The organism is Qipengyuania citrea (assembly GCF_009828015.1).
In the GTDB taxonomy this organism is placed as follows: Bacteria; Pseudomonadota; Alphaproteobacteria; order Sphingomonadales; family Sphingomonadaceae; genus Qipengyuania; species Qipengyuania citrea.
The window spans coordinates 685,113-700,182 of the sequence record NZ_WTYG01000002.1 but is presented as its reverse complement, the minus strand read 5'-3'; the positions used below and the strand labels follow the sequence as shown (position 1 = coordinate 700,182).

At 64.5% G+C, this 15,070-nt stretch carries 19 protein-coding genes and 1 tRNA gene; 5 read left to right on the top strand and 15 right to left on the bottom strand.

What is annotated here, in order from left to right; translation table 11 throughout:
- Positions 1 to 46: 46 nt before the first annotated feature.
- A complete protein-coding gene (gene greA, locus GRI55_RS08905; protein ID WP_050600716.1) occupies positions 47 to 514 on the top strand; it encodes a transcription elongation factor GreA in 468 nt (155 codons plus the stop codon).
- Here greA and GRI55_RS08900 read toward each other — a convergent pair.
- The 6 genes from GRI55_RS08900 to GRI55_RS08875 form a co-directional block, all read right to left on the bottom strand.
- On the bottom strand, positions 507 to 995 hold the full coding sequence (locus tag GRI55_RS08900) for a GNAT family N-acetyltransferase (protein WP_160766880.1): 489 nt from the start codon (positions 993 to 995) through the stop codon (positions 507 to 509). The two genes, greA and GRI55_RS08900, sit on opposite strands and share 8 nt — an antisense overlap.
- A 7-nt stretch (positions 996 to 1,002) precedes the next feature.
- Complete coding sequence (locus tag GRI55_RS08895; RefSeq protein ID WP_050600611.1) at positions 1,003 to 1,233, bottom strand: DUF4170 domain-containing protein; 231 nt, start codon at positions 1,231 to 1,233, stop codon at positions 1,003 to 1,005.
- Between the two features lie 107 nt (positions 1,234 to 1,340).
- The gene (locus tag GRI55_RS08890; RefSeq protein WP_160766879.1) at positions 1,341 to 1,871 is read right to left on the bottom strand and encodes a hypothetical protein; all 531 of its coding nucleotides are present in this window, start codon (positions 1,869 to 1,871) and stop codon (positions 1,341 to 1,343) included.
- A gap of 48 nt (positions 1,872 to 1,919) precedes the next feature.
- Positions 1,920 to 2,243, bottom strand: coding sequence for a hypothetical protein (locus tag GRI55_RS08885; protein WP_160766878.1), 324 nt, complete (start codon positions 2,241 to 2,243; stop codon positions 1,920 to 1,922).
- Positions 2,240 to 2,677, bottom strand: a complete 438-nt coding sequence (locus tag GRI55_RS08880) for a phage holin family protein (protein WP_082850766.1) — start codon at positions 2,675 to 2,677, stop codon at positions 2,240 to 2,242. Before GRI55_RS08880 ends, GRI55_RS08885 begins: the two co-directional genes overlap by 4 nt.
- Before the next feature lie 23 nt (positions 2,678 to 2,700).
- Entirely contained in the window at positions 2,701 to 3,318 is a 618-nt protein-coding gene (locus tag GRI55_RS08875; RefSeq protein ID WP_050600607.1) for a hypothetical protein, read from the bottom strand.
- Positions 3,319 to 3,477: 159 nt separating this feature from the next.
- On the opposite strand from GRI55_RS08875, the gene eno reads away from it, so the two are divergent.
- On the top strand, positions 3,478 to 4,767 hold the full coding sequence (eno, locus tag GRI55_RS08870; protein ID WP_063505823.1) for a phosphopyruvate hydratase: 1,290 nt from the start codon (positions 3,478 to 3,480) through the stop codon (positions 4,765 to 4,767).
- A 24-nt stretch (positions 4,768 to 4,791) separates the two neighbouring features.
- Here the strand turns inward: eno and GRI55_RS08865 are convergent, their stop codons facing one another.
- Positions 4,792 to 5,037 carry a hypothetical protein gene (locus tag GRI55_RS08865; protein ID WP_050600605.1) on the bottom strand — a complete coding sequence of 82 codons (246 nt, stop codon included), beginning with the start codon at positions 5,035 to 5,037 and terminating at the stop codon, positions 4,792 to 4,794.
- A gap of 76 nt (positions 5,038 to 5,113) precedes the next feature.
- Between GRI55_RS08865 and GRI55_RS08860 the strand changes: the two genes are divergently transcribed.
- Positions 5,114 to 6,166 (top strand): phosphotransferase family protein, encoded by a 1,053-nt coding sequence (locus GRI55_RS08860; protein WP_237452458.1) that lies wholly within the window; start codon positions 5,114 to 5,116, stop codon positions 6,164 to 6,166.
- Positions 6,166 to 7,257, top strand: coding sequence for a hypothetical protein (locus tag GRI55_RS08855; protein WP_160766877.1), 1,092 nt, complete (start codon positions 6,166 to 6,168; stop codon positions 7,255 to 7,257). The genes GRI55_RS08860 and GRI55_RS08855 overlap by 1 nt, the downstream gene beginning before the upstream one ends.
- Here the strand turns inward: GRI55_RS08855 and ribH are convergent.
- The 4 genes from ribH to GRI55_RS08835 all read right to left on the bottom strand — a co-directional run bounded on the left by ribH (position 7,254) and on the right by GRI55_RS08835 (position 9,551).
- Complete coding sequence (gene ribH / locus GRI55_RS08850) at positions 7,254 to 7,676, bottom strand: 6,7-dimethyl-8-ribityllumazine synthase (protein WP_050600603.1); 423 nt, start codon at positions 7,674 to 7,676, stop codon at positions 7,254 to 7,256. The genes GRI55_RS08855 and ribH overlap by 4 nt on opposite strands.
- Before the next feature lie 5 nt (positions 7,677 to 7,681).
- Entirely contained in the window at positions 7,682 to 8,926 is a 1,245-nt protein-coding gene (gene ribB, locus GRI55_RS08845) for a 3,4-dihydroxy-2-butanone-4-phosphate synthase (RefSeq protein WP_050600602.1), read from the bottom strand.
- Between the two features lie 128 nt (positions 8,927 to 9,054).
- Positions 9,055 to 9,130: transfer RNA gene (locus tag GRI55_RS08840), tRNA-Lys, on the bottom strand.
- A gap of 97 nt (positions 9,131 to 9,227) precedes the next feature.
- Positions 9,228 to 9,551 carry a hypothetical protein gene (locus tag GRI55_RS08835; protein WP_160766876.1) on the bottom strand — a complete coding sequence of 108 codons (324 nt, stop codon included), beginning with the start codon at positions 9,549 to 9,551 and terminating at the stop codon, positions 9,228 to 9,230.
- 135 nt (positions 9,552 to 9,686) lie between these two features.
- Between GRI55_RS08835 and GRI55_RS08830 the strand changes: the two genes are divergently transcribed.
- Complete coding sequence (locus GRI55_RS08830) at positions 9,687 to 10,397, top strand: helix-turn-helix transcriptional regulator (RefSeq protein ID WP_050600584.1); 711 nt, start codon at positions 9,687 to 9,689, stop codon at positions 10,395 to 10,397.
- Here the strand turns inward: GRI55_RS08830 and rodA are convergent.
- From rodA to GRI55_RS08810, 4 genes are read right to left on the bottom strand one after another with little or no spacing between them, the layout of a single operon-like run.
- On the bottom strand, positions 10,394 to 11,512 hold the full coding sequence (gene rodA, locus GRI55_RS08825) for a rod shape-determining protein RodA (protein ID WP_063506109.1): 1,119 nt from the start codon (positions 11,510 to 11,512) through the stop codon (positions 10,394 to 10,396). The two genes, GRI55_RS08830 and rodA, sit on opposite strands and share 4 nt — an antisense overlap.
- The gene (gene mrdA / locus GRI55_RS08820) at positions 11,509 to 13,626 is read right to left on the bottom strand and encodes a penicillin-binding protein 2 (RefSeq protein ID WP_160766875.1); all 2,118 of its coding nucleotides are present in this window, start codon (positions 13,624 to 13,626) and stop codon (positions 11,509 to 11,511) included. Before mrdA ends, rodA begins: the two co-directional genes overlap by 4 nt.
- A complete protein-coding gene (gene mreD, locus GRI55_RS08815) occupies positions 13,626 to 14,177 on the bottom strand; it encodes a rod shape-determining protein MreD (protein ID WP_160766874.1) in 552 nt (183 codons plus the stop codon). The genes mrdA and mreD overlap by 1 nt, the downstream gene beginning before the upstream one ends.
- Positions 14,177 to 15,067: a rod shape-determining protein MreC gene (locus GRI55_RS08810; protein WP_160766873.1), complete on the bottom strand. Its 891-nt coding sequence runs from the start codon at positions 15,065 to 15,067 to the stop codon at positions 14,177 to 14,179. Before GRI55_RS08810 ends, mreD begins: the two co-directional genes overlap by 1 nt.
- Positions 15,068 to 15,070 lie beyond the last annotated feature (3 nt).

Sequence of the window (15,070 nt, the reverse complement as noted above, 5' to 3'; positions counted from 1 at the left end):
GTAGGATTGTCGGGAAGGAATGCTGGAACAGGAAGGACACAAGCCCATGGAAAAAGTGCCGATGTTGGCCGAGGGCTATGAAAAGCTGACTGCAGACCTCAAGGTCCTGCGCGCCGAGCGCCCGTTGATCGTCGATGCGATCGAGGAAGCGCGAGCGCATGGCGACCTGTCGGAAAATGCCGAATACCACGCGGCCAAGGAACGCCAGGGCCAGGTCGAGGCGAGCATTTCCGATATCGAAGACAAGGTCAGCCGCGCGCAGATCATCGATCCGGCGACGCTTTCGGGCGACCGCGTCATTTTCGGTGCCACGGTGACGTTGCTGGACGAGGACGAGAAGCCGATCAGGTACCAGATCGTCGGCCAGACCGAGGCCGATGCGGGGAAGGGCCGGATCAGCTACAATTCGCCCATCGGCCGCGCGCTGATCGGCAAGCAGCTCGGGGAAGAGGTCGAAGTGACCGTGCCCTCGGGCGAAAAGTTCTACCTGATCGAGAAAATCGAGTTCATCTGAGCGTCTTTTCCATCGCCCAATTGTGGATCGGGACGTCCCGGCCCTCATGGGCGATGGCGAATTCGCGCTTTTTCGTCGCCGTATAGCCTGCGCGGGCGAAAACGGGGCGCGCAAGATCGCTCGCCTCGGTGTAGAGGCGGCTGAACTCCTCGCGCCGGGCATGCGTCTCGGCCGCGGCAAGCAGTTGCGTGGCCAGTCCGCACCGCGTGTGATCGGGATGGATATAGAGATGGTCGACATGACCATCGGGTTCCATCAGCAGATACGCGACCGGCAGATCGGCGGGATCCGCGGCCACGAAGATGACATCGCCTGCCCCCGCGCGCTGGCGGTACTGCGCGGCCCCGGGATGCCGCGCCGACCAGGCAGCGACCTGCTCGGCGGAATAGGCGGCGGGGCCGATCCGGGTGATCGCCGCCGCCAGTATCCCGGCCAGCGCTTCGGCATCGTCATCGCGGTAAGGCCTGACGACATGGGCCATCGCGCGATCAGGCGCCGGGATCGAGCAGCTTGTGCAGGTGGACGATCACATACTTCATTTCGGCATCGTCCACGGTGCGCTGCGCGTTCGAGCGCCACGCTTCGACCGCATTTTCATAGGTGCTGTACACACCCGCGACATGCAGGCTCTCGGGATCGGTGAAGGTCACGCTGCGCGGGTCGGACACACGGCCGCCCATGACGAGGTAGAGCGTCTGTTTGCTCTCTTTTTCTTCCATGGCTGTTTCTTTCTCGATGGGGAGGGAGGAATGCGTGCCGCACATAGCGAAAGCGGCGCGACAGGCAAGCCCGGCGCGCCGCTACGGCATCGGTTTGTTTCACGCGATCAGTGGGTGATGCGCGTCCGCAACGAACGGTAGGCGCGGCTGCCCTTGCGGCTGGCCTTGCGGCTCGAGGCGCGCAGCGCGTCGCCGGCAACATCGAGCTTGTAAGCGGCGTCGCGGCGCAGACCACGTGCGGTGGTCGCGGTGCTTTCGCCCAGGTCTTCGATCCGGTCCCCGGCATATTGCGCTCCATCGAGCACTCCGTCGACCATCCGCGCGCCATAGGCGAGGGCGGTGTCGGCCGCGAGCGCCGCGAAGGCACCGCCGCGCCGCCCGATCCGGCGGCCTGGACGCGTCATCGCGCCAATTGCGAGGCCGGCAAGCAGCACACCGCCGACGACTGCAAAGGGATGCTTCTTGGTGAATTCCATTGCGCTATCGGCAGCATCCTTGGCCTGTTCGGCCAGCGTGCGTTCCTCGTTGCGCTGTTCGCCTGCTTCGATGCGTTCACGCAGCTTTTCGCGCTTCTGTTCATCGGTCAGCTTGCTGTCCGCGCTGATGGGCGTGACGTTGTTTTCTGCAGTGTCTGCCATGGTGTTTCTCCGAATTTGCTGTTCGTCAGTCCAACGTGCGCCGTGCGCCTAATGTTCCGCATCGTCGTCATCAGCGCGGTCTGCGCCGTCATGGTCGGATGCAAAGCCGAGCATCTCCAGGATCGGGTTGCGCGCGAACCACAGGACCACTGCGGCAAGCAGGGCAGCGAGTGCGCCCTTGTTGTCGTCGGCGATGTCGATGGCCTCGTCATAGAGCTCGGCCGCGCCTTCGCGGGCGCGCTCCATCGCGCGTGTGGCAAGGCTTTTCTGAGCCACGTCGGTCTTGAGATGTTCGATATCCGCTTCAACCAGGGCCCGCGCGGAATCGCGCAGATACTTGTCTTCGAGCATTCGGGCGAGACGATCGGTCATTCGCTCTCTCCATCGTCGAAAGCGTCGCGGATATCGTCGAGACGGCCCTTCAGCAGCCACAGCAGCGCGATGCCGGCGGCGATCAGTGCCAACGTCACGATAGCGGTTGCGCCCCACGGCCCCACGATGGGAGCCAGTGCAATGACCAGCCCGACGGTCGCGGCGATCAAGGCAAGGTGAAACACGCCGAACGCGCCAAGGCCGAAGGCAATCGCACCCTTGATGCGGTTGCCGACGAAACCGGCGCGGCTTTTCTGGAAGCGGACTTCCGCCTCGGCATAAGTCTTGCCGTCTTCGATCAGTGCGAAGACGTCGTCCACCAGCGAGAAGGGCTGCTGGTTCGCATCGGTCGGCGCGGGATCGGCGCCGTGCCCATCGGGAAGATCGAGCGGGCCGGGATGATCCGCGGCCCGCTCGGTGTTGTCATCGCGCATGTATGCCCCCGTCGTCACAGTCCTTAGCGCGAACCGCGAAACAGGCGCGAAACCATGAAGCCGACGACTGCGGCGATACCGATCGCCTTGCCGGGGCTGCGACGGACGAATTCACGGCCGTCTTCGACCAGCTCGTCGACGCTCTTCTCATCGAGGCGCGAGGCATAGCCGTCGAGCGATTTCGAAGCGTTGCGGGCATAGTCGCCGTACTTGGCACCCAGCTTCTCGTCGATCTGATAGGCGTTCTCGTTCACCATCTTGCTGAGCGAGCGGAGGCCTTCGCCTGCCTTGACCTTGCCTTCGGTGGCCAGTTCGACGCCCTTGACCTTGGCGTCTTCGCCGGCAGCCTTGGCATCGGCAGTCCAGTCGTTGCCCTTGCCCTTCGCCTGCTCGCGATAAGCATTCGCGCGGTCCTTGCCTTCCGCCTTCAGCGCGGCGGCACCGGCCTTGGCTTCTTCAAGCGCGGCGTTGAAGCGCGACTTGGCTTCGCTGCGATGGTCGGTCGAAGTAGCGGTGTCGGTCATGGGGGCTGTCTCCTGTACTGCGGGTTTCTTGGCAGCCTTGGTCTTCTTGGCTGCGGATGTCTTGGTGGCCGGGGTCTTGCGCTTTTTCGGCGCGCCGGCTGCGGGTGTGTCTGCCATCGTTTTGTCCTTCCCCTCGGTCGGTATTGGTTCGGCGATACGCCTTCGATGGTGCAACGCAACTTGCGCAGCAATGTTCCGGCGCATAGAGCCTCCGCGACTCCCAGATCGGGAGTGTCTTAGCTAATTACAACACCTTTGCCGGGAGCGTCACCAACCATGACCGCGATCATCGACATTCACGCCCGCGAAATCCTCGACTCGCGCGGAAATCCCACGGTAGAAGTCGATGTCCTGCTCGACGACGGCAGCTTCGGCCGGGCCGCGGTGCCGAGCGGCGCATCGACCGGGGCGCATGAAGCGGTCGAACTGCGCGACGGTGACGGCGAGCGCTATCTCGGCAAGGGCGTGACCAAGGCGGTCGACGCGGTGAACACGGAAATCAGCGATCTGTTGGTCGGCGCCTTCGATGCCGAGGACCAGCGCGACATCGACCTTTCGATGATCGCTCTCGACGGCACGGCGAACAAGGGCCGCTTGGGCGCAAATGCCATTCTCGGCACCAGCATGGCGGTGGCCAAGGCGGCGGCAAATGCCCGCGGCCTGCCGCTCTACAGCTATATCGGCGGTGTCTCGGCGCACGTCCTCCCGGTGCCGATGATGAACATCATCAATGGCGGCGAACATGCCGACAATCCGATCGACATCCAGGAATTCATGGTCATGCCGATCGGCGCGGACAGCCTTGCCGAAGCGGTCCGCTGGGGGGCCGAAGTGTTCCACACGCTCAAGAAGAAACTGCATGAGAAAGGCCTCGCCACCGCAGTGGGCGACGAGGGCGGCTTCGCCCCCGATCTCGCCAGCACGCGCGACGCGCTCGATTTCATCATGGCCTCGATCGAGCAGGCCGGCTTCAAGCCGGGCGAGGATATCGCGCTGGCGCTCGACTGCGCCTCGACCGAGTTCTTCAAGGACGGCAAGTACCGGATTTCGGGCGAGGACCTGTCGCTCGATGGGCCGGGCATGGCCGAATATCTCGACAAGCTGTGCCGCGACTATCCGATCCGCTCGATCGAAGACGGGATGGCGGAAGACGATTTCGAAGGCTGGAAGGCGCTGACCGATCGGATCGGCAACACCGTCCAGCTGGTGGGAGACGACCTGTTCGTCACCAACCCGCAGCGCCTGCGCGACGGGATCGACCAGGGTCTCGCCAATTCGCTGCTGGTCAAGGTCAACCAGATCGGCACCCTGTCGGAAACGCTCGAAGCAGTCAGCATCGCCAACCGCGCGGGTTACACGGCAGTCATGTCGCACCGTTCGGGTGAAACCGAAGACGCGACGATTGCCGATCTCGCGGTCGCGACCAATTGCGGTCAGATCAAGACCGGCAGCCTCGCGCGTTCGGACCGTCTGGCGAAATACAACCAGCTGATCCGGATCGAGGAAGAACTGGGCGACAGCGCGGCCTATGCCGGGCGTCACTGCTTCGGCCGTATCGGTTCCTGACCCGCGCTTCCGCCAAGAGCGGCGCTAGGCGCTGTTCTTCGGGTGGAACCAGTATTGCCATACGCCCCAGGCGTTGATCAGCAGCAGCACGCCGTTCATCGCGGCGAGCGGCACTGCGTCTTCGGTCAGCCCGATGTAGATCCACAGCGCCGAAACGAGGCAGAACAGCACGAAGCCCCACGCGGTTGCCCGGCGTCCGAGGTCGAAGGCGATCATCGATGCGGCGGCGACCGTCCCGATGGAGGTGATCCATTCGAGGGGGCCGTTCATGGGGTTGTATCCTGCATGATTGTCAGGACGCATATCGCCCGCTAGCGTTCCCTCATTGCTCTTGGGGGAGAGGGGCTTGGAACGATTTCCGGTACATCCGGACGAGGTCACGGCTGCGTGGCTGGGCGAACAGCTCGGCGTGCGGGTCGATGCCCTGCGCTGGGAGCCGATCGGCACCGGACAGGTCGGGGACAGCGTCCGGTTCTTTATCGAGGGCGATGGCGATGTGCCGCCGACGCTGGCGGGCAAGTTTCCCGCCGCAGACACCGCCAGCCGGACGACAGCCGCGATGTTCGGCCTCTATCGCAAGGAAGTGGCATTCTACCGGGAGGCTGCGCCGCTGCTCGATGTGCGCGCGCCGCGGGTCTTCTTTGCGGATGCCGATGAGACTGGCGCCAATTTCCTGCTGGTGTTCGAGGATGTCGGTCCCGCCCGGCAAGGAGACCAGATTGACGGCTGCGATATCGCCGACGCCCGTGCGGCAATCCGCCAGGCGGCCGCGATCCACGCGCCGAGCTGGGCCCATGCCGAATTGCTCGAGGCGGACTGGATCGCGCCGCCGCCGGACCTGCGCGAACGGCTCGGCGCGATGTATCCGCAGGCCCAGGCGATTTTCCGCGAGCGCTACGCCGACAGTCTCGACCCGGACTGCATGGCGGTATGCGACCAGTTGGCCGAGGCGAGTTCCGCCTGGTTCGGGCGCGAGGATCCCCCGCAATGCCTCGTGCATGGCGATTTCCGGCTCGACAACATGCTGTTCGATATTCGCGGCGGGCAAGAACCGATCGCCATACTCGATTGGCAGACCGTCGCGGCCGGCCGCCCGATGACCGATGTCGGCTACTTCATCGGCTGCGGCGTGGGCGAAAGACTATGGCGCGAACACGAGCGCGAGTTGCTCGACCTGTGGCGCGCGGAAATGCGCGAGCGCGGCGTTGCCCTGACCCACGACGAGATCGAGCGCGATTACCGACTGGGGATCCTCCACGGGGTTTCGACCGCAGTGTTCAGCGCCGCCTTCGTGGAACGGACCGAACGCGGGGATGCCAATTTCCTGTCCATGGCGCGCGGCGCCTGTTCGCTCGCGCAGGCGCGCGGCAGTATCGAAGCATTGAAAGAGGTGATCTAGTGGTTCTCAGCCGCGGAGACGAATATCCGATTCACCAGACCGCCGAGCCGGTGGCCTATTCGGGCACCGATCGCAATTTCTACGACCGCTATTTCTTCAATGGTTATGCCCCCGACGGGAGCGGGTTCTTCGCCGCCGCGCTGGGGGTCTATCCACATCTCGACATCATCGATGCGCATTTCACCGTGGTTCGCGACGGGGTCCAGCACTGCGTCCACGCCAGTGCGGAACTGGGGATGGAGCGGATGGCGATGGCGGTGGGGCCGATCTCGATCGAAATCGTCGAGGCGCTCAATGTGCTCCGCCTGCGCGTGGAACCGTTCGAAGGAGTCGCCGCGGATATCACCTTCACCGGGCGCACCTTCCCGATCGAGGAGCCGCGCTTCACGCACCGTATCGGCCCGCGCGCCTTCATGGATTACACGCGAATGACCCAGAACGGCCGCTATGCCGGGTGGATCGAGGTCGATGGCGAGAAGCAGGACCTGGCAGCCGGTTCGATGGGGACGCGCGATCGCAGCTGGGGTGTCCGCCCGATCGGCGCGCGCGACCCGCAGCCCATGCCCGGTGCGCCGCTTCCCGGCTTTTTCTGGCAGTGGACGCCGATCAATTTCCCCGCCGGCAGCCTGTTCTTCCACGTCAACAACGACCAGCACGGCAAGGCGTGGAACACCCGCGCCGCATGGGCCGGGGAGGGCGCGGGCGCGGCAGAGGTTGCAGAAGGGCACGGCAGCATGCGTACCCGGCTTGAACCGGGGACTCGCTGGCCGCTGGGGGGCACACTGTCGCTCGCGCTACGCGGTGCGCCCGAACAGGTCACTTTCGAACCGTTGGGCCGGTTCCAGATGCGCGGGCTGGGCTACACCAGCCCCGAGTGGGGCCACGGCATGCACCACGGCCCGCTCAGGATCGAACGCGAAGACATCGTGCTGGCCGATTGCGACCCGCTGGCTCCGGAAAACCTGCATGTCCAGGTTCCCGTCCTGGTTACGGGAAGCGATGGGTCCGAAGGGATCGGCGTGTTCGAACAGCTGATCATCGGCCCATTCGCCCCGCTGGGCCTCGACGAGTTCCTCGACGGGGCGCGTTAGCCGGCGAAGCGTTCCTGCAGCTTCAGGAGGGCCATGGCTGCCTGCGCGGCTTCACCGCCCTTGTCCTTTTGCTTGGGGTCCGCGCGAACCAGCGCCTGGTCCTCGTTCTCGACCGTCAGGATGCCGTTGCCGATGGCCATGCCGTCCATCGTCAATGCCATGATCCCGCGGGCGCTTTCGCCGGCGACGATCTCGAAATGGTAGGTCTCGCCGCGGATGACCACGCCGATGCCGACATAGCCGTCATACTGGCCGCTTTCCGAGGCCAGCGCGATCGCGCCGGGGATTTCCAGTGCGCCGGGCACGGTGAGGACATCGACGTCGTGTCCCGCCGCTTCGAGCGCGGCGCGTGCGCCGGCTACGAGCATGTCATTGAGATGGTCGTAGAAACGGGCTTCGACAATAAGGAAACGGGCCATGGGGGTCACTCCGGAATGGGCAGGTGGTCGACGATGTTGAGGCCGTAGCCTTCGATCGCGACGACATTGGGCTGCGAATTGCTGAGCAGGATCATGTCGTCGATCCCGAGATCGGCGAGGATCTGCGAGCCGATGCCGACATTGCGCTGGGAATCGCTTTCACTGTAGCCGCGATTGCCCGCGGGCCGCCCGGTGATCAGCACGATCACGCCCGAGCCATGATCGCCCACGGCCTGCATTGCGCGCTGCAGCGTACGCTTGCGCGGGCCGGGCTTGCCGAGGACATCATCGAAGATCGAGATCGGGTGGACGCGCGCGAGCGTGGGCTGGCCTTCGACGACATGTCCCTTCTGCAGGACGTAGCTTTCGCTTTCGTCGACCGTGTTGCGATAGGTGATCAGCCGCCAGTCGCCGCCGTAATCGGATTCGAAGCCGTCTTCGGCCACGCGTTCGACGAGGTGGTCATGCCGCATGCGGTATTCGATCAGGTCGCGGATCGTGCCGATCTTCATGTCGTGCTTGCGCGCGAAGCCGATCAGATCATCGAGGCGGGCCATCGTCCCGTCCTCGTTCATGATCTCGCAAATCACGCCCGAGGGGTTGAGCCCGGCAAGGCGCGAGATGTCGACCGCCGCCTCGGTATGGCCGGCGCGGACGAGCACGCCGCCGTCGCGCGCCGCGAGCGGGAAGACATGACCCGGGGTGACGATATCGTCCGGACCCTTGGCCGAATCGATCGCCACGGTGACCGTGCGGGCCCGGTCAGCCGCGCTGATGCCCGTGGTGACGCCTTCCTTGGCCTCGATCGAGGTGGTGAAAGCGGTCTGCATGCTTTCGCGATTGTCGCGGCTCATCGGTTCGAGCCCCAGCGCCTCGACGCGCTTGCGGTCAAGCGACAGGCAGATCAGCCCGCGGCCATGCGTGGCCATGAAATTGATCGCGCTGGGCGTGGCCATCTGCGCGGGGATGATCAGATCGCCCTCGTTCTCACGGTCCTCATCGTCGACGAGGATGTACATGCGGCCGTTGCGGGCCTCGTCGATGATCTCCTCGGCGCCGACGATAACCGGCGTGTCGTCATTGGCTTCGAGGAAAGCCTCGAGTTTGCCGAGCGTTTCGGAGGTCGGGTTCCAGCTGTCCTCGGCGCAGTCGCGCAGCGTGTTGGCGTGCAGGCCAGCCGCCCGGGCAAGCCCGGCGCGAGTCATCAGGCCCTGCGAGACGAGTGTGCGAACTTTTTCGATCGTATCCATGGTGGGCGAGGTATCACATCGCAATGTGATTGCCAATGGCACGTATCACATCGAGTGTGACGAACCGTCCTCGCCCGCAAAACCATGGTCGTGGGATCGGCGTGTGGGGTATGACGGAATGGGGAAGGTGGTGGACGCACTAGGGCTCGAACCTAGGACCCGCTGATTAAGAGTCAGCTGCTCTACCAACTGAGCTATGCGTCCACACTGCGGCGTACCGCGGCCCCGTGGAAGGGGCGTTCCCGACTCGGGAGGCGCTCATATAGCGGGCTTCTCGCGTATGAAAAGCCCTAAATGCGGATCATGCCGCGCGCTGGTGCCGGTTCGTGTCCGACGCCGGCTCCGCCACTGCCAGGACCGCATCGAACGGGTGGCCCGACCAGTCGCCGATCACCAGCAGTCGTTCGCATTCCAGATTCCGTACCGCGGCGTAGGCGGCCTTCAGCGTGAGGTCGGTCGCGTTGGGCAGATCCCAGACCGTCATCGGCTTGTCGCGGGCCTGGGCGTGCCGCACGGCGGACAGGACGAGGTCGCGAATCTTGGGGCAGCAGGTGTCGAAGCTGCAGCTGCCGCACGATGCAAAATCGCCGTCGTGTATTTGCTGCAAATGGTTTTCGGGCGCCATTCTGTCAGATGTCCTGGTTGTCCAGTGACTAGCCCTACCTTCGTCACCTTCGGTTCGTTGGTTGTCCTTATGCAGTCGAATCTGATACATGTGCAGTCCCTCAATTTGGGGACAAGCACTTGGGCTGATTAGGCGATGTGGGATTTTGCGGCAGATATTGCCAAGATGGCCGATTGCGAGGCCATCCTGGAATTCGTCTACGAAAACTGCCTCGACAATGGTGCCACCTGGTTCAGCTACCATTTCACGCCGATCTTCGAATCGCAGACTTCCAAGAAGACCTTCATCTGGTCGCGTGACTATCCGCTCGAATTCCAGCGGCGCTACGTCAGTGGTGCGTGGCGCGAGATCGATCCGGTTCCTCGACTGACGTTCCAATACGGACCGGTGCTGGTCTGGCGTGATGCGATCGAGCTCGGCCGCGGCGACCCGAAAGCCGAGCGGTTCTTCGAGGAAACCGTCACTGCGGGGGTCGACAACTGGGTCGGTTTCGCCGTGTTCGGCCCGCGCAACCGCAATGCCTATTGCTCGATGCGATTCGAGCGCGACCCGGCCGGTTTCTCGAACGAGCAATTGCAGCAGATCCATTCGCTGCTGCTCGCGGCGCATCTCCAGATCTGCAAGATCATGGACGGCGGCCGGGCGTCTGTCTCGCTGTCGGAGCGCGAACGCGAGGTGCTCGAATGGATGGGGCGGGGCAAGTCGTCGGTCGATATCGGAACGATCCTCGACATTTCGCCTGAAACCGTACGCACCTATACCCGAAGAATCTTCGACAAGCTGGACACCAATGACCGGGTCACCGCGACGGTGCGCGCGCTCAAGCTGGGATTGGTCGAGCTTTAGCGCAGCAGCCCGGTGCGCGGCGCCTTGCGGTTCCAGCGGTGGACCAGCATCAGCGATCCGATGCAGATCATGTTGGTCAGCATCGAACTGCCGCCATGGCTCATGAACGGCAGCGGGATGCCCACCACGGGGGCAAGCCCCATGACCATCATCAAATTGATCGCGACGTAGAAGAAAATCGTCGCGGTCATGCCCAGCGCGATCAGCTTGCCGAAGCGGTCGCTGCTGGCGCGCGCGACTGACAGGCCCCAGCGCAGGATCATCGCGAAAGCGCCCAGCACCACGATTCCCCCCAGAAAACCCCATTCTTCCGCCATGGTGGCGAAGATGAAATCGGTATGCGGTTCGGGCAGGTAGTTGAGATGGCTCTGCGAACCCTCGTTGAAGCCCTTGCCCGAGAAACCGCCCGAACCGATGGCGATCTTCGACTGGGTGATGTGATAGCCATCACCCAGCGGGTCACTTTCGGGATCGAGGAAGGTGAACACGCGCTTCTGCTGATAGGGTTGCAGACCGAAGAAGAACGCGACCGGCGCCAGAACCGCGCCCGCCGCAGCCGCACCGATGAACCAGCGCAGCGGCAGGCCGGCGGCGAACATCACCATCGACCCGCCGAAGACGATCGCCAGCGACGTGCCCAGATCGGGTTGCAGCAGCACCAGCGCCACGGGTGTCAGGATCAGCAGGCCGGGCACGAGAAGCGCGCCGAGCGTCGGGACCATGCCGACCGGCAATGCGGAATAGTAGCGTGCGAGAACCAGCACGACGGCGGGCTTCATCAGCTCGGACGGTTGTAGCTGCATGAAGCCCAGATTGAGCCAACGCTGGCTGCCGCCACCGACGAAGCCGATCGCCTCCACCGCAAGCAGCATTGCCAGGACGACGCCGTAGATCGGGAAGGCGAAGAACAGCACCAGCTCGCGCGAGAACCGGCTGAGGACGAACGCCATGACCAGGAACACGCTGAAGCGGATCACGTGCGACGAGGCGTAGGGATCCCAGCTGCCACCCGCCGCCGAGAACAGGACCAGCGCCCCGAAGGCGATCAGGACGAACAGCGGGAATAGCATCTGCCAAGGCTGCCGTGCGATCGGCGCGGGAACGATCGAGCTCATTCACTGGTGTCCTGCGTGGGCGCGGCAGGATCGCCCTGCGTAGCGTCGGCCCGCGCGCTGGCTGCGGCTTGCGACACTTCCTCGGGCGAGCGGGTATCGACGCGCGAGGGGCCGACTTCTTCGGCAATGCTTTCGGGCTGGCGGGCCGCGACGCGGGCTTCGGCCTCGACCTGGTCGAAGATATCCTCGTCGCGCGAGGGGGCCGGGGGCACCGCCTCACCCTGCGCGGCGGCATAGGCGCGGTATTTCGCATCCAGCCGTTCCTGCGCGCTGCCGCCCCACTGTTCTTCGAGCGGGCGCAGTGCGTCCATGCCCTTGGCCGGGTCGAACATGAAGGTCATCACGTCGCGGGCGATGGGATAGGCCGCGCCCGAGCCGCCGCCGTGCTCGATCACCACCGCGCCGGCGTATTTCGGTTTGTCGAAGGGTGCGAAGAACACGAACAATCCGTGGTCGCGATACTTCCAGGGACCGGTCCGGCCATTGGACACGCTGAGCGAGACAACCTGCGCGGTACCGGTCTTGCCGGCCATCTTGATGTCGTCGAACGGCAAGCGCGCACGCCCGGCGGTGCCCGGTCCGTTGACCACGTCGCTCATCGCCTGGCGGACATAGCCGATCTCGTCGGGGCTGAAATCGAAATGCTCGAACTGCGGGGTTTCGCCGGTTAGCTGCAGGCGCGGCATGACCCTGTTCCCGGTCGCCATCCGCGCGCTCATCACCGCCAGCTGCAGCGGGTTGGTCAGGTAGTAACCCTGGCCGATCGAGGAATTCACCGTGTCATAGGGCTGCCAGGCACTGTCGTGCTTGCGCTGCTTCCATTCGGGGGAGGGCACGGTGCCGTAGAACTGGCTGGTGACGGGGAGGGGGAATTCCTCGCCCAGACCCATCTTGTGCGCCCATTCGGCGACTTTGGCGAAACCGATCTTCTGCGCGAAATGGTAGAAATAGCTGTCGCAGCTCTGATAGATTGCTTTCGCCATGTCGACCCGGCCGTGGTTGCTCCAGCAATTGAAGAAGCGGTTGCCGATCCGCCGCCCGCCACCGCACATGATCGCCTCGTCGGGTTTGATCCCCGCATCGAGGAAGGCCATGCAATGCATCGGCTTGACCGTCGAGCCGGGGGGATAGAGGCCCTTGAGCACCTTGTTGCGCAGCGGCACGCGCTCGTCTTCGCGCAGCATGGCGTATTCGACGCGCCCGATGCCTTGCGAAAAGCTGTTGGGGTCGAAACTGGGCATGGACGCCATGCACAAGAGGTCGCCCGTCTCGCAATCCATGACGACGACCGAGCCGCTTTCGAGGCCGATGCGGCGCGCCGCGTAGTCCTGCAGCGGGCCGTCGATCGTCAGCCGAACGGGATCGCCCTGGACGTCTTCGCGGGTCTCGAGATCGCGGATGATCCGTCCCGAAGCGGTGACTTCGACCCGGCGCGCGCCGGGCACACCGCGCAGGTCGAGCTCGAACTGCTTTTCCAGCGCATCCTTGCCGATCTTGTACCCGGGCGTGATCAAGAGCGGGTTGCGGTCCTGCTCCTCGTATTCCTCGGCATTGGCCGGACCGACATAGCCGAGCAAATGGCCGACGCTGGGCCCGGTCGGGTAGAACCGCGAAAAGCCGCGCTGCGGAACCACGCCGGGAAGGTCGGGCAGGCGCACGCTGACTGCGGCGAATTCGTCATAGCTGATACCCGAGGCGATCTCGACGGGCTGGTAGCCGGGCCCATCGTCGACCCGTTTGCGGATATCGGCGGCCTGATTGTCGTCGAGATTGAGAATGGTCGTAAGCGCGTCGATCGTCGCATCGGGGTCTTCGGTGCGATCGGGAATGATGTCGACGCGGAAATCGGCCCGGTTCGAAGCCAGCGGAGCGCCGTTGCGATCGAGCATCCAGCCGCGCCGCGGGGGGATCAGCGACAGGTTGACGCGGTTGCTCTCGCTTTCGAGCTCGTATTTCTCGTTCTCGGCGATGGCGATATAGCCCATTCGCGCGGCCAGCAGCACGCCAAGCCCGCCCATGGCGGTGCCGATGACGAAGGTTCGCCGGTCGAAGGCATTGTCCAGCGTCGACTGGGTTACGACCTCGCGGGGCCGGGCACGGCGGCGCAGGCGCATTACAGCGCTCTCCAGCGGGTCAGCCGGAAGCGGTCGAGCATGGCCACGAAACGCGCCGCGATCGGGAAAAGCAGGATGGTGAGCACGAGTTGCGGAACCAGGGCGACGAGCGAATGGATGGTGGGCTGCGCGCCCGACAGGAGCCAGCCTGCGAACAGGTAGCCGACGATCAATAAACCCGCCGTGAACCAGTCCTGCCAGAAGGCTCGCCACGGCAAGCGCATCTCGACCACTTCGATCGCCAGCATGATCAGCGACCAGACGAACATCGCGAAGCCGAAGGGCTGACCGCTGAACAGATCGTCGATCAGGCCCAGTGGCAGTCCGGCCCAGACGGGCAACAGGCCCGGCCGTACCAGCCGCCACCCCAGCAGCATCAGCAGCCCCAGCGGCGGGACCACCGGCAGCGCGGTGGCGATGGGGAATACCGGCAGGATGGACGCAACCATGATCGATGCCCAGGGCATCGCATTGGCCAGCATGTTCGAATGCGATCGGTTTATCCGGCTGCCATAGGCATCGGTGCGCGCCCGTGGATCGTTGCGCTCCATCAATCCGTCAGCTCGCGTTCGATCGGGGTTTCCGCGCCCAGCGCCGCTTCGGGTTCGTAGATCTGTTCCACGCTGACGTAGTCCGCGGCCGCCGGATCGCTGACAATGCGCGCAAGACCGCCATCATCGGTCGTCTCGGTCAGGATCGCCACTGCGATACCCGGCCGGTAATAGCCGCCAGCGCCGCTGGTGACGAACAGGTCGCCGGGCTCCAGCGGGTTGATACCGAGGTTGATCAGCTTGATGCGGAGCAAGCCATCGCCGCGGCCTTCGGCGAAAGCGACCACTTCATCGCCCGCGCGGCGGACCGGCAGCACGCTTTCGGTATCGGTGAGCAGCAGGACGCGCGAACTGGAACTGCCCGCTTCGAGGATCCGCCCGACCACGCCGCGCGGTGAACGCACCGGCATTCCGACCGCGACGCCATCGTCGCTGCCCGCGCCGAGATAGGCGAACCGCCGCGTGCTCGAGGCGGACGAACCCACCAGCCGCGCCACCGCGACGGGCTTGGTCTCGGCCTCGTGCAGGTCGAGCAGGCCCTTCAGGCGGACGTTTTCCTGCTTCACGGCCTCGGCCTCGCGCAGCCGGATACGCGCTATTTCCATTTCGCGCTTGAGCTGCGCGTTCTTCGAACCCGCGCGGTAATAGCCGCTGATGTTCTCCCAGACGCTCTTCGATCCGGTGCGCACAGTGGCGGCGGTTTCGGTGGCCGGCGACAGGCCGCCCTGCGCCGCGCCGCGTACTCCGCCGAACAACTGCGGCTGGAAGAACGAAAGCGCAAGCAGGATCGCGCCGATCAGCGCGCCGATGCCCGCGATCACGTATCCGGTGAACAGATTGTACTGCGCCCTGCGAGAATACCCCGAGCGCCGTGAGCCTGTCGGCGCCATTCC

Bases quoted from the DNA above. Each gene is read 5' to 3' on its own strand.
- GRI55_RS08835 (WP_160766876.1), bottom strand. From the start codon at position 9,551: ATGGCGCCCGAAAACCATTTGCAGCAAATACACGACGGCGATTTTGCA.
- ribH (WP_050600603.1), bottom strand. From the start codon at position 7,676: ATGGCCCGTTTCCTTATTGTCGAAGCCCGTTTCTACGACCATCTCAAT.
- GRI55_RS08880 (WP_082850766.1), bottom strand. From the start codon at position 2,677: ATGCGCGATGACAACACCGAGCGGGCCGCGGATCATCCCGGCCCGCTC.
- GRI55_RS08875 (WP_050600607.1), bottom strand. From the start codon at position 3,318: ATGGCAGACACACCCGCAGCCGGCGCGCCGAAAAAGCGCAAGACCCCG.
- GRI55_RS08810 (WP_160766873.1), bottom strand. From the start codon at position 15,067: ATGGCGCCGACAGGCTCACGGCGCTCGGGGTATTCTCGCAGGGCGCAG.
- mreD (WP_160766874.1), bottom strand. From the start codon at position 14,177: ATGGAGCGCAACGATCCACGGGCGCGCACCGATGCCTATGGCAGCCGG.
- GRI55_RS08885 (WP_160766878.1), bottom strand. From the start codon at position 2,243: ATGACCGATCGTCTCGCCCGAATGCTCGAAGACAAGTATCTGCGCGAT.
- greA (WP_050600716.1), top strand. From the start codon at position 47: ATGGAAAAAGTGCCGATGTTGGCCGAGGGCTATGAAAAGCTGACTGCA.
- eno (WP_063505823.1), top strand. From the start codon at position 3,478: ATGACCGCGATCATCGACATTCACGCCCGCGAAATCCTCGACTCGCGC.
- mrdA (WP_160766875.1), bottom strand. From the start codon at position 13,626: ATGCGCCTGCGCCGCCGTGCCCGGCCCCGCGAGGTCGTAACCCAGTCG.
- rodA (WP_063506109.1), bottom strand. From the start codon at position 11,512: ATGAGCTCGATCGTTCCCGCGCCGATCGCACGGCAGCCTTGGCAGATG.
- GRI55_RS08895 (WP_050600611.1), bottom strand. From the start codon at position 1,233: ATGGAAGAAAAAGAGAGCAAACAGACGCTCTACCTCGTCATGGGCGGC.
- GRI55_RS08830 (WP_050600584.1), top strand. From the start codon at position 9,687: ATGTGGGATTTTGCGGCAGATATTGCCAAGATGGCCGATTGCGAGGCC.
- GRI55_RS08890 (WP_160766879.1), bottom strand. From the start codon at position 1,871: ATGGCAGACACTGCAGAAAACAACGTCACGCCCATCAGCGCGGACAGC.
- GRI55_RS08865 (WP_050600605.1), bottom strand. From the start codon at position 5,037: ATGAACGGCCCCCTCGAATGGATCACCTCCATCGGGACGGTCGCCGCC.
- GRI55_RS08900 (WP_160766880.1), bottom strand. From the start codon at position 995: ATGGCCCATGTCGTCAGGCCTTACCGCGATGACGATGCCGAAGCGCTG.
- ribB (WP_050600602.1), bottom strand. From the start codon at position 8,926: ATGGATACGATCGAAAAAGTTCGCACACTCGTCTCGCAGGGCCTGATG.